Origin of the sequence: Vibrio sp. RE88 (assembly GCF_013113835.1) — a bacterium.
In the GTDB taxonomy this organism is placed as follows: Bacteria; Pseudomonadota; Gammaproteobacteria; order Enterobacterales; family Vibrionaceae; genus Vibrio.
The window spans coordinates 347708-360269 of sequence record NZ_VTYQ01000001.1; the positions used below are offsets into that span (position 1 = coordinate 347708).

At 48.6% G+C, this 12562-nt stretch carries 11 protein-coding genes; 9 read left to right on the forward strand and 2 right to left on the reverse strand.

Going from position 1 to position 12562, the window contains the following annotated elements; translation table 11 throughout:
- Positions 1-20: 20 nt before the first annotated feature.
- On the forward strand, positions 21-749 hold the full coding sequence (locus F0265_RS01675; RefSeq protein ID WP_171747501.1) for a transporter substrate-binding domain-containing protein: 729 nt from the start codon (positions 21-23) through the stop codon (positions 747-749).
- Positions 750-798: 49 nt separating this feature from the next.
- Here F0265_RS01675 and F0265_RS01680 read toward each other — a convergent pair whose 3' ends face one another.
- The gene (locus tag F0265_RS01680) at positions 799-1662 is read right to left on the reverse strand and encodes a MurR/RpiR family transcriptional regulator (protein ID WP_171747502.1); all 864 of its coding nucleotides are present in this window, start codon (positions 1660-1662) and stop codon (positions 799-801) included.
- 77 nt (positions 1663-1739) lie between these two features.
- Positions 1740-3011: an amino acid deaminase gene (locus F0265_RS01685; protein WP_171747503.1), complete on the reverse strand. Its 1272-nt coding sequence runs from the start codon at positions 3009-3011 to the stop codon at positions 1740-1742.
- A gap of 150 nt (positions 3012-3161) precedes the next feature.
- Between F0265_RS01685 and F0265_RS01690 the strand changes: the two genes are divergently transcribed.
- The 8 genes from F0265_RS01690 (at position 3162) to F0265_RS01725 (ending at position 12454) form a co-directional block, all read left to right on the forward strand.
- Positions 3162-4622: a D-aminoacylase gene (locus tag F0265_RS01690; RefSeq protein ID WP_171747504.1), complete on the forward strand. Its 1461-nt coding sequence runs from the start codon at positions 3162-3164 to the stop codon at positions 4620-4622.
- Between the two features lie 61 nt (positions 4623-4683).
- Positions 4684-5076 carry a RidA family protein gene (locus tag F0265_RS01695; protein ID WP_171747505.1) on the forward strand — a complete coding sequence of 131 codons (393 nt, stop codon included), beginning with the start codon at positions 4684-4686 and terminating at the stop codon, positions 5074-5076.
- 221 nt (positions 5077-5297) lie between these two features.
- Positions 5298-6815: a sodium:solute symporter family protein gene (locus F0265_RS01700; protein ID WP_171747506.1), complete on the forward strand. Its 1518-nt coding sequence runs from the start codon at positions 5298-5300 to the stop codon at positions 6813-6815.
- A 61-nt stretch (positions 6816-6876) separates the two neighbouring features.
- Positions 6877-7821 (forward strand): sugar kinase, encoded by a 945-nt coding sequence (locus F0265_RS01705; RefSeq protein WP_171747507.1) that lies wholly within the window; start codon positions 6877-6879, stop codon positions 7819-7821.
- An 18-nt stretch (positions 7822-7839) separates the two neighbouring features.
- Positions 7840-8469 (forward strand): bifunctional 4-hydroxy-2-oxoglutarate aldolase/2-dehydro-3-deoxy-phosphogluconate aldolase, encoded by a 630-nt coding sequence (locus tag F0265_RS01710; RefSeq protein WP_099608117.1) that lies wholly within the window; start codon positions 7840-7842, stop codon positions 8467-8469.
- A gap of 49 nt (positions 8470-8518) precedes the next feature.
- A complete protein-coding gene (locus F0265_RS01715; RefSeq protein ID WP_171747508.1) occupies positions 8519-10969 on the forward strand; it encodes a beta-N-acetylhexosaminidase in 2451 nt (816 codons plus the stop codon).
- A 77-nt stretch (positions 10970-11046) separates the two neighbouring features.
- Positions 11047-12075: a lactonase family protein gene (locus F0265_RS01720; protein WP_171747509.1), complete on the forward strand. Its 1029-nt coding sequence runs from the start codon at positions 11047-11049 to the stop codon at positions 12073-12075.
- A gap of 13 nt (positions 12076-12088) precedes the next feature.
- The gene (locus tag F0265_RS01725) at positions 12089-12454 is read left to right on the forward strand and encodes a RidA family protein (protein WP_171747510.1); all 366 of its coding nucleotides are present in this window, start codon (positions 12089-12091) and stop codon (positions 12452-12454) included.
- Positions 12455-12562 lie beyond the last annotated feature (108 nt).

The window sequence follows — 12562 nt, forward strand, 5'->3', positions numbered from 1 at the left end:
ACCATTGAGAGGGATATGTTATGAGAAATTTTTTGATACTGGCAGTGACCGCCTTGTTCTCCGTGACAGGCTTTACTGCAACCATTACCGCAGCTCAAGACCCATGGGCTCCCTTTGTCCAGAAAGATACCGCTAACCCCGGGGTTTCAGTAGAGATTATTAAAGAAGCCTTCAAAACTCAGGGTCATGAAGTGGATTTCAAAATCATGCCATGGACTCGTGCCCTTAACGAAGTAAAAGGCGGGCGGGTTGACGTGCTGGTGGCGACTTGGTTTACCAATGAGCGCACATCTTTTCTGAATTACAGCGAACCTTATCTGGAAAACTCACTGAAATTTATTATGCGTAAAGGTGAAGGTTTTGAATACAACGGGATGGACAGTTTGTCGGGTAAAACCGTAGGTATTATCCGTAATTACGGCTATGGCGATGAATTTCTTGGTGCGACTAACTTTAAAAAGCCCGAAGCAAATGATCTAGTCGCGAATGCTAAAAAACTGATGGCAAAACGAATCGACTTGACGCTGGAAGATGAGCTTGTCGCTAAGTCTACCTTGTCAGGTGCAGGCATGAATCTCGATGATTTTGAGTTTACCAGTAACGCCCTTTCTGTGAACCCGCTGCATGTGACATCAGGTTTAGCGAACCCAAACAATGCTGAGTACATAGATGCCTTCAATAAGGGGCTGGCTGAAATTAAGTCTAACGGTACGTTTGATAAGATTCTCGCCAAGTATGGGATTAAGTAACACTTAGTAAATAATAAAAAGCCTCAGCATTTGCTGAGGCTTTTTTGCTTTAGTCACCTAGAGGTTGTCTATCAAGGCCGCCACGATAAGAATCAAGCGCCAGCTTCAGGCGGCGCAGTTTGTCTCGTGAACGGCGTTTGTGATTGACGGCCAGAGCCATAGAGATCACATCAACCAGTGCCAGCATGGCGTAGCGTGATGCTGAAGGTTTGTAGATAAAGTCAGTTTCTTTGTGCTCGATAGGCAGCGTCAGATCGGCAATCTCGGACAGTGGCGAGTCAGCGGGTGTAATCGCAATGACTTTAACGCCATATTCTTTGGCCAGCTCTGCCGTTTCAATGATGGTTGGTGTGTAGCCTGTTGCTGAGAGCATCACCAATACATCGTTGTTATCTGCAGTGGCGGCGATCATACGTGACAACAGGCCGTCATTGTATGCAACTACAGGGTAGCCTAATCGGAACAGTCTGTGTTGCATCTCCTGCGATGCAATCGTGGAGCCGCCACCCATACCAATGGTAATCACTTGGCGTGCGTTGTGCAGCCAGCCAACCGCAGTGTCGATATCCTGCTCATTGATTAGGTTGCGGTTGACGTCCAGTGATTGCTTGATCGACTCGTAAATACCCTGATAACCACTTTGATCCGGCGGTTCAAGAATAAAGCGTTGTCCGACGGTCAGAGTCTGAGCCAGCTTGATCTTCATATCACGAACGTTTTTGCAGCCCACGGCTTTGGCGAAGCGGGTGATGGTCGCTTCACTGACTTCTGCATTTTCTGCCAGTTCGGTGATGCTCGCATTGGCCGCGCTCTGGATATCATCCATGATCAGTTTGGCGACTTTCTTTTCAGCGTCACGAAGGGCGCTAAATCGTTCTGTAATTCGAGAAATAATATCGACTTCTAAGCTCAAAACGTCTTCCTGTTCAATGATGGCGGCGAGTCAGTTGGCCGCCATTTGATTTGTGCCACAGTATACCTGAAATAGGGTTAAAAGCGTGTGTTGACCCAATGTGTCACGTTGAACTCATCATCACACACCGCAATAGCACGCCACTTGTCGAACGTCAGGCATGGGTGAGAAGTAGAAAAGGCAATCACATCACCCACGTCCAGTTCACTGCTGGCATCGACTTCGATAAAGGCATGCTGATCCATAACTGCGGTGGTTACTGCACCTGAAACCGAAATTGCTTGCCCATCGCGATAGGCACGTTCAGGAATCGGTAAACCAGCATCAAAAGCGACATCCCGTTTGCCAATGCCTGCCACCAGTTTGGTTGGCTCAGGTCGTGAAATAACATACGCCCACACTTCAAGCGCCGATTCGAGATCACCACCCAGCTCGCAGGCCATGCCTTGATTGGACTGGGCGCGTTGCATGACTTTGTTTTGAGCATCGAGGTAGATACCGGTGTCGTGGATGACGTAGCAGCCCGGGCGAATCACGGCATCAAACTCTTTACGGTGGGAAAAGCACTCGGATACCACGTCATACCAGGCGGAGCCTGCGCCAGTGACCAGAGGTTTACCATCGATTAGATGATCTTGTTGCAATTGCTTGGTGAGATGAAGGGTGTGGCCGAGAAAATCTCGAATGTCCTGCTCAGCATTGTCGCCGTGAATCACGCCTTCATAGACTTCAATACCACGCAGGGAAAGATGTGACTGTTGGTGAATCAACTGAGCGAGCTCGGCAACTTGCTGCTGACTGCGACAGCCACATCGGCCTCCTTCTACGCCAAATTCAATCAGCACATTGAGTGGTTGCTGATGCTCTGAAAAGAAGGCTTCTAGTGCCAGCACATTACGCGTGGAGTCCACACAGCAGTAGAAGTTGACATCGTTGTTTTGTAGCAAGCTAACGATCACGTCCATGTTGGCTTTACCCACCAATTGATTGGCCATGATGACATTCTTCGCGCCCGCTGCAACGGCAATTTCTGCTTGAGCCGGTGTCGCTACGGTAATGCCCCAAGCACCATTGTTGAGCTGCTGAGAGAAGAAATCCGGTGTCATGGTGGTCTTGCCATGTGGGCACAGTTTCACTCCGTGTTGCAGCGCAAACTTTTGCATCCAATTGAGATTGTTTTGCAGTGAAGAGGCTTTGATCACCGCTGCAGGCAAAGTGATCTCTTCGTTGATCAAACTGTGTAAACCGTCGTCATTGCAGGCGACGGGCTGGGCTTTTTCGCCGTAACCTGGCGTTGCCGTTTCTTGTTTTTGATAGTTTGTATCACATTTCTGAGTATCAGTTATCATGGGTTGCTCACTTCTAACACGTCTTAAGTTGTTGATATTTAATGTTTGATTCTATCTAGAATAAACAATATGTTAGAAACTATCAAACAAAGAAAAACTTTTTGTGTGTTTTGTCACTGATTCTAATGTGTGAATTATTAATATGGAGTCATGAAAACGACGGACGAAGAGAGTGAAAAGTTGTTCGATACCATTATCAAAAGTGTAGAAGTCTTTGACGGTACGGGCGCCAAGCCATTTATTGCCGATGTGGCTATTCGTCAGGATCGAATTGAACAAGTCGGTCAGCTCGACAGTACAGCGGCTCACTGTGTCATTGATGGTTCAGGCCTTGCTCTGGCTCCGGGGTTTATTGATGTCCATACCCATGATGATACCAATGTGATTCGCTACCCGGACTGCTTGCCAAAGATCAGCCAAGGCGTAACGACAGTGATCGTTGGCAATTGTGGTATTAGTGCCAGCCCAACCGTATTGGCGGGTGATCCGCCCGATCCAATGAACTTATTGGGTAAGCAGGAAGATTTTAAATACCCGACGTTTGCCACTTATGCCAAAGCGGTGGAAGACGCTCATCCAGCGGTCAACGTTGCCGCCTTGGTTGGTCATACGACATTGCGCAACAACGTGATGGATGATCTACAGCGCACCGCAACCGATAGTGAAATTGCTCAGATGCGTGCTGCGTTAGATCAGGCAATGGCAGAAGGTGCACTCGGTCTGAGTTCGGGTCTCGCATATGCCAGCGCCAAGCAGTCGACTGCAGATGAAGTGATGCGATTGGCGCAGATTCTCGGTCAGCATGGCGGTATTTACACCACGCATATGCGTACCGAGTTTGAAGAAATTCTCAGTGCGATGGAAGAAGCGTTCGAGACCGGTCAGTACGCTAAGGTGCCAGTGGTTATCTCCCACCTTAAGTGCGCCGGAGCTGGGAACTGGGGGCGTACTGTTGAGGTACTGGATTTGATGGACAAGGTGTCTCAGCAGCAAGATGTGTCTTGCGACTGCTATCCGTATTCCGCCAGCTCTTCCACGCTGGATCTCAAACAGGTGACTGATGAGATTGATATTTTCATTACCTGGTCTGAAACTAAGCCCGAGCATGCGGGAAAAATGCTGAAAGACATTGCTGACGAAATGGCGTTGCCGTTACTCGAAGCCGCCAAAGCGATTCAACCAGCAGGTGCGGTTTATCACTGCATGGATGAAGAAGATGTCAAACGTGTCCTTAAGTACAAGTTGACCATGGTTGGTTCGGATGGTTTGCCAAACGATCCGCACCCGCACCCAAGGTTGTGGGGCACGTTCCCTAAAGTTCTTGGTCATTATTGCCGTGAAGAAGCTTTATTTTCGCTAGCGGAAGCGATCCACAAAATGACAGGCATGTCGGCACGCCGATATAACCTAAAAAATCGCGGGGAAATAAAACCAGGCGCATTTGCAGATTTGGTTTTATTTAACCCTGACACGATAAAAGATACCGCTACATTTGAAAATCCTATTTCAGTAGCAGAAGGAATTGAATCGGTATTTGTTAATGGTGAATTGTCTTATTTAAAAGGCGAAGTCACTGAAAATAGAAACGGCGTATTTATTTATAGAAATTAAATACCTGAAAACAAACTAAATATATAAATCAGAAGTAATAGATTTAAAACTGGAGAATATTATGTCAATTAAACGATATGGTGTAGAAGGCGGTGTCGGTACTGGTGGTCAACATCTACCATTTGCCCGTGCAACAGAAGCTGGCGGTTTCCTTTACGTTTCAGGCCAGACACCTATGGTTGATGGCGAAGTGGTTGAAGGCGGTATCGTTGACCAGTCACGTCTAGCGATTCAGAACTGTGCCGATATCATGGAAGAAGCAGGCTACGGCCTAGAAGATGTTGTACATGTGAAGGTCGTGTTGACAGACTCGCGTTACTTCCAGTCTTTTAACAAAGTATTTAAAGAGTTCTTCGGTGCAAATCCTCCAGCACGCATCTGTATGGTGTGTGACTTGGTGGTGGACGTAAAAGTCGAAGTGGACGTGACTTGTTATCGCGAAGACCGCCGATAAACGTCACAAAACTCTATTAAGAGTGCTGGGAAATATTTATTCCCTGTTAATATCTTCTTGGCACTCTCTCCCTACAAATATAATTCTAATTAGTAGTGCTAGTAATTGCATTTAATATGCAAATAAAATAACAAGATAATAATTGTATTTATTATTCTTAATTAAAAACTGCTGGAATTATATCACTCTGAAAGATGGACTTTGATATTGAGAGGTGTTCAATGAATAGCACACTTTTTCTTACTGGCTTCGGTGCATATGTCGTATTTCTGATTTGGTTAGGATGGTTTGTTTCCCGTAACCAAAAATCAGGTGAAGACTTTTTATTAGGCGGACGCGGCTTACCTCTGTTTTTAGTATTAGGTACTACCGTTGCCACTATGGTGGGCACTGGCTCCAGTATGGGCGCTGTTGGTTTTGGTTACGCTAACGGCTGGGCGGGTGCGCTCTATGGTATCGGTGGTGCGATTGGTATTTTGTTACTGGCACTGTGGTTTGCGCCAGTGCGTAAACTGAACTTCATGACCATGAGTGAAGAGCTGGCTTATTACGTGGGTGCAAATCGCATCGTCAAGAACGTTGTTGGCCTACTGATCTTCATTGCTTCAATCGGCTGGCTTGGCGCTCACATCTTGGGTGGTGGTATGTATCTGGCGTGGATCGCGGATATTGACCTCAACACTGCTAAGATCATCATTGCTGCTGCCTTTACCATTTATGTTGTGATCGGCGGTTACACCGCTGTGGTATGGACCGACACCATTCAGGCAATCATTTTGTTTGTTGGCTTTATCCTGATGGCAGTGCTGTCTGTGCAACACATTGGTGGTCTTGAGAATCTGTATTCGGCAATGGATCCAGCGACGACCAGCTTCCTAGCGATTGAAAAGCTTGGCGTGGTGCCTGCGCTATCACTGGCCGTGGTGATTGGTGTCGGCGTACTGGCAACACCATCGTTCCGTCAGCGTATCTACTCAGGTAAAGATGTGTCGACTATCCGTCGTTCATTCGTCGGCTCTGGCATTCTGTACTTATTCTTCTCAATCATCCCTGCTGTTATTGGTATGGCCGCTCACGCGATTGACCCAACGCTGGATAATCCGAACTTCTCCTTCCCTTACGTGGCAGCAACTGTGCTTCCTGTAGGTGTTGGCCTGATTGTTCTGATTGCGGGTTTATCTGCGACCATGTCGAGTGCAAGTTCGGACGCGATTGCTGGTGTCTCTATCCTGCTGCGTGATGTCTATGTGATGTTCACGGGCCGAGTACCAAACAAAGAGTCAATGCTGAACTACTCACGTCTGGCATTGGTGGTTGTAATTGGTTTCGCTCTGCTGTTTGCCCTGACCTCGAACGACATCATTGGCTACATCACTAAGATGATCTCTACCGTCATGTCGGGCATGTTTGTCTGCGGTATGTTGGGTCGTTTCTGGAAGCGTTACAACTGGCAGGGTGCCCTCGCAACATTACTTGGTGCGTCGGTAGCGTCTTTCACTGTGATGCTAAGTGCTGACCTGACCGCTTACTGGGGTAACCCTGTGATCCCTTCTTGTGCGGTTGCGCTGTTTGCCGGTGTGGTTGTTAGCCTGATGACACCAGCAAATAAGGTATCACCAGAAATGGCTCGCGCGATTCTTGATGACGAGCGTGCGCTGATGGAAATGGAACTGTCAGAAGACGGCGTACTAAAAGACGACGAATCTCTGAAAAACCGCAATCCAGCGGAAAGTGCCTAATCCTTTCTAAACGGCGGCGGTCTACTCTGACTGCCGCCCCTAATTCACAGGTCGAGTATTCATGACACAAGTTTCTCAACCCCATATCGCCTTTTTCGGTGAGTGCATGATTGAGCTGAGCGGCGAACCTCTGCGCAAAGGGTTTGGCGGCGATACGCTCAATACTGCGTTGTACCTGGCGCGCTTAACCGCGCAAGCCGGACTATCCGTTTCTTACGCTACCGGGCTGGGTGAAGACAAGTTATCTCAGCAGCTATTATCGGCTTGGCAACAAGAAGGCATTCAAACCGATTTGGTGGAGTGCTTTGCAAACAAATTGCCTGGTCTGTACATGGTGGAAACCGATGCAACGGGTGAACGCAGTTTTATGTACTGGCGCGATAGCGCTGCCGTGAAAGGCTATTTCGCGACTGAGTCTGCCAACAAACTTGAACAGGCGATGATGCGGGAAGAGGTGCAATACGTGTATCTCAGTGGTATCAGCCTCGCCATTCTTGATGACGCGAGTAAAGAACGCCTGATTCAGGAGTTAAAGGGCTTTGCTCTGCGTGGTGGCAAAGTCATCTTCGATAACAACTTCCGCCCTCAACTGTGGAGCGCGGAACAGGCAAGGCATTGGTATGGTCTGCTATTGCCATTGGTTGATATTGCTCTCATCACGGAAGACGACGATCAGTGTGTCTGGGGTGACGAAGAAAGTGTCGAGCAACGTTGTCAGCGCTTTGGTTGTAGAGAAGTGGTGATCAAGCGAGGCAGTGAGCCTTGCCAGATTATCCGTTTTGATGCAGCGCAGCCTGAGCGTAGTACGGTCGGTGCGGAACGTGTCGCTCATGTCGTCGATACTTGTGCCGCTGGCGACTCTTTTGCCGCGGGCTATCTTGCAGGCAGGTTAACGGGTCAAACGCCCGAAGCCTCCGCGACATTAGGCCATCAACTGGCCGCGACTGTTATTCAATATTCTGGCGCCATCATTCCTCGCGAAGCGATGGCCCATCTGACTCAATAAAATTTTTTGGTAAGCAACATGACTATCGAAATGATCAACAAACTTAAACAATTCAAAGTAATCCCAGTGATTCAAATCAACAGCGTTGAGCAAGCTATTCCGCTTGCCAAAGTGTTGGTTGAAAACGGTCTGCCAGTGGCGGAAGTGACCTTCAGAACAGAAGCGGCCGCAGATGCGATCAAGGCCATGCGCGAAGCTTACCCTGAAATGTGCATCGGCGCGGGCACGGTGCTGAACGCAGAGCAAATCGAACAGGCACAACAAGCGGGCGCAGAATTTGTTGTAGCACCGGGTCTGAACCCGAACACGGTACGTCGCTGTCAGGAAGTTGGCATGCCAATCGTGCCGGGTGTTAACAGCCCGAGTCAGGTTGAGCAAGCGTTAGAACTTGGCCTGAATTTCCTTAAGTTCTTCCCAGCAGAAGCGTCTGGCGGTGTCGCGATGGTTAAGTCGTTACTGGCGCCGTACGTGGATGTCAGCCTGATGCCAACAGGTGGGATCGGAAAGGGTAATGTGAACGACTACCTAGCGATCGAGCGCGTTGTTTGTTGTGGTGGCACCTGGATGGTCGCACCAAAGCTGATTGAGAACGAACAATGGGAAGAAATTGGTCAACTGGTTCGTGAAGCGGTCGCGCACGTAGCGTGATATGAATCGAAAACAATAACGAATAAAAGCAAACAGTGGGTGAATACGGATGAAGAAAGCTACATTAGCACTGGTTATTTCTGGTTTAATGGCGGCCCCTATGACAATGGCTATGGCTCCAAACACAGACCTTAATCTGATGCCTTATCCTCAAACAGTGGAATTGGGTGAGGGCAAGGTCGCAATCGACAAATCTTTCAGCATTTACATCAAAGGCTATGATTCTGAACGTGTTCAGTTCAACGCCAAACGAACGGTGGATCGCCTCTATCGTCAGACGGGTTTGCCAATGCTCCACTGGCAGGCTGAATCGGAAGACAAGGCTACCTTAGTGATCGATATCAGTAAGGCACCGAAAGACGAAGTACAGAACGCTGAGAGTGATGAGTCCTACCAGCTGTCGATCAAAGATGGCCAAATCCGTATTGACTCCGAGCGCCCGTATGGTGCTCTGCATGGTCTGGAGACGTTTCTACAACTGGTGACCACAGATGCTTCCGGTTACTTTGTACCGAATGTAGAGATCGAGGATGAACCGCGCTTCAAATGGCGTGGTGTCTCTTACGATACTGCGCGTCACTTTATTGAATTGGACGTGATTCTGCGTCAACTTGATGCAATGGCATCCGCGAAGATGAACGTATTCCACTGGCATATCTGGGATGACCAAGGGATTCGCATTCAGCTCGATAACTACCAGAAACTGTGGCAAGAGACGGCTGATGGTGATTACTACACCAAAGACGAAATCCGTTATGTGGTGAATTACGCGCGCAACCTTGGTATTCGTGTCATTCCTGAAATTTCCCTGCCGGGTCATGCTTCTGCTGTCGCGCATGCCTATCCTGAACTTATGTCTGGCCTTGGTGAGCAATCCTACCCGCAGCAACGTGGCTGGGGTGTGTTTGAACCGCTGATGGATCCAACCAACCCAGAGCTGTACAAGATGTTGGCCAGTGTATTCGATGAAGTGGTTGAACTGTTCCCAGACGAGTATTTCCACATCGGTGGTGATGAGCCGGATTATAAACAGTGGCAAGAAAACCCACGCATTCAGCAGTTTATCACTGATAACGAGCTGGATGGTGAGCGTGGCCTGCAATCTTACCTCAACACCAAAGTTGAAAAGATGCTTGAAGAGCGTGGTAAGAAGATGACGGGCTGGGATGAGATCTGGCATAAAGATCTGCCTACATCGATTGTCATCCAGAGCTGGCGTGGTCACGACAGCATTGGCCGCGCGGCGAAGCAGGGCTATCAGGGTGTGCTTTCGACAGGTTACTATCTGGATCAACCACAACCGACCAGCTACCACTATCGCAATGACCCAATGCCAAGCGGCATCACCGTTGACGACAAGTTACATCAAGGTGAAAAGTTTGCCACCTACGACTGGGTTAAACCACGTAATAAGGGCGGTCCGCGTAAGGGTAACCTGACCATTATTGAAGCGGCAGACGGTTCATTCAGAGCCTTTACCGACTACAACAGCAAATCACGTCAGGAAGTGCATATTCTTGAATACGTCCCGGGTGTTAAATTCCGTGGTCACTTCGATAACTTTATGTCGTACACCGAGTTCAACTATGAGTTTGCAGGCGGCAAGCTTAAAGAGGGCAGCTACCAGTTGATTGGTAACGTGCGCTGGCCTGCAACGGGTGAGCTAGTGGCAAGTAGCGACGTGAAAGGCAGCGTGATTCCTGCTCCAAACGGCGGCTATCCCGCAGTACTAGAAGGTGATGAGAAGGATCTGATTTTAGGTGGTGAGATTACCGTCTGGGGTGAGAATCTGGATTCAACCACCATCGAACATCGACTGTGGCCTCGTAGCTATGCGATTGCAGAGCGTCTTTGGTCTAGTCAGGAGCTGACTGATGAGCGCAGCATGTATCAGCGCATGAAAGTGATGGATACTTGGTCTGAAATATCGCTGGGCCTTCGTCATCACGCGGATGCCAACATGATGCTCAAGCGTCTGGCAAATGGTGCTGATGTTGCACCGTTGCAAACGTTGTCGAACTACATCGAACCCGCACAGTACTACGCTCGTCATTGGGAGAAGTGGATCTCCACACCAAACAAAGGTGACTTGTACAACAAGTACGAGCGTCTAAATCGTTTTGCGGATGCGCTACCAATGGAAAGCCTCACGGTGTATGAGATGAACGATTTGGTTGAAGCTTTCGCCAAAGGGGACACTCTTGCACTGGATAAGTTGGCGCTTCATTACCAGACTGCCAAGCTTGCGGCGCAGCAGGCAAAACCGATTTTTGCTGCCAATGTGGCATCAGTGGATACCGTGGTGGTGTCAGACGCGACAGTGCGAGTTTCTGAGTTAGCTCTGACTTTGATAGAAGCAGCAAAGCAAGGACAAACACTGCGTGCGAGTGATGTAGCTGAATATCAACGCATCATCGATGATAACGCCATTATTCTTGATGAAACCATTGTGGCGATTGTCAAACCGACCGAGATGTTACTTCACAAACTGGCCAACTAATTGACTTTTGGCATTGCCGTCAACGTGTGTTGGCGGCAATGTATTAAGAGTCTAATGTTTTATTTATCTGGTCAATAATGAAAGCAAGTAATCACTTACATTTTTATGTTGGTACCTATACCGACGATCCCAGTCAGAGCCAGGGTATTGCTCAAGTGAGTCTAAACACCTCTTCGGGGGAACTGACGCGACTTGATGATGCCATGGTGATACGCAATCCCTCTTACCTCACTCATACTTCCTCTGGTCTTTATACATTTTCTGAAGTTTCCCGCTCCGACAGCACTGCTTTGGTGTTTCAGTCGGATGCTCGCTCTGGCGTGTTGGCCATTGAAGGTGACTACCCTTGTCATATTGATGTGGATTGCCAGCAGCGATATGTGGCGGTGGCCAATTATGGTTCCGGAAATGTGAATGTCTACGTGCTGGATGGCGATGGAAAGCCGCTCAAACTCGTCGCGGACCTGTTTGTGGATGGTAAAGGCGCGAACAGTGAGCGTCAGCAATCGCCGCATGCTCATCAGGTGCAGTTTTTAAATCACACACCTCAGTTGGCTGTGGTCGATTTGGGTAGTGATTCGCTGCATCTCTATGACATTGATACACAAAGTGACCACTTCCAACTTCATCAAACCGTGTCACTGCCTCCCGGCTGTGGCCCTAGGCATCTGGTGATGAATGGTGATGAAGACATGGCTTACGTTGTATGCGAGCTAGCGGAAACGCTGATTACGCTGACTAAGGAAGGTAGCCACTGGCGTATGGTAGACCAGTGTGACTTACTGCCCGGTCAGCCAAAAGGAGAGGCTGCCGCAGCGATCAAGCTGTCCTGTGATGAGCGCTTTATCTACGTTTCTTGTCGTCAGCAGAATGCGATTAGCATTTTCGAGCTAGTGGATGGATTACCTTCGTGGTTAGCGGCACAAGATTGTCAGGGCCAATTTCCGCGAGACTTTACGTTATCATCTGATGGCAACTGGCTAATTGTCGCCAATCAACATTCTAATAATCTCGCTAGTTACCTACGTTGCCAATCAACAGGTCTCCTCAGCCCGGCAAACTACCAGTGCCAAATTGATGCACCTGTTTGTCTGATTGAGCACTAATATTGAGAATCAAATGAAACAAGTACACCGAATTAACCCGACCAAACGTTGGTCCGACGTGACCGTATTTAACGGTATCGCGCATTTTGTCGAAGTGGCAGAGGGCGATACTTCTGCAGACATGCAAGGTCAGGTTCAGCAGATCTTCGCTCAGGCAGAGCAGATGCTCAGCAGCGTCGACAGTGATAAGTCCCGCATCTTATCAGTCACCATATATGTGACTGATTTTGCTCATTTTGATGCGTTAAACCAAGAGTGGGATAATTGGTTTCCGCCAGGAGCAGCACCGAGCCGTGCATGTGTAAAAGTCGAACTGGCGAATCCCGATCTCTTGGTCGAAATGGTGTTTGTTGCTGCGGCTGGAGAACGCTTTCAGTAGCTTTTCGCCCACTTCATTTTCATCTCCAATCCCCGTCCTATGATGGGGATTTTTTTACCTTCTCTGCTTGGCGCGCAGTCGCATTGCTCATCATAACGTCGATAAGGT

Coding starts and splice junctions, on each gene's coding strand:
- F0265_RS01715 (WP_171747508.1), top strand. CDS start 8,519: ATGAAGAAAGCTACATTAGCACTGGTTATTTCTGGTTTAATGGCGGCC.
- F0265_RS01685 (WP_171747503.1), bottom strand. CDS start 3,011: ATGATAACTGATACTCAGAAATGTGATACAAACTATCAAAAACAAGAA.
- F0265_RS01675 (WP_171747501.1), top strand. CDS start 21: ATGAGAAATTTTTTGATACTGGCAGTGACCGCCTTGTTCTCCGTGACA.
- F0265_RS01710 (WP_099608117.1), top strand. CDS start 7,840: ATGACTATCGAAATGATCAACAAACTTAAACAATTCAAAGTAATCCCA.
- F0265_RS01705 (WP_171747507.1), top strand. CDS start 6,877: ATGACACAAGTTTCTCAACCCCATATCGCCTTTTTCGGTGAGTGCATG.
- F0265_RS01695 (WP_171747505.1), top strand. CDS start 4,684: ATGTCAATTAAACGATATGGTGTAGAAGGCGGTGTCGGTACTGGTGGT.
- F0265_RS01720 (WP_171747509.1), top strand. CDS start 11,047: ATGAAAGCAAGTAATCACTTACATTTTTATGTTGGTACCTATACCGAC.
- F0265_RS01700 (WP_171747506.1), top strand. CDS start 5,298: ATGAATAGCACACTTTTTCTTACTGGCTTCGGTGCATATGTCGTATTT.
- F0265_RS01725 (WP_171747510.1), top strand. CDS start 12,089: ATGAAACAAGTACACCGAATTAACCCGACCAAACGTTGGTCCGACGTG.
- F0265_RS01690 (WP_171747504.1), top strand. CDS start 3,162: ATGAAAACGACGGACGAAGAGAGTGAAAAGTTGTTCGATACCATTATC.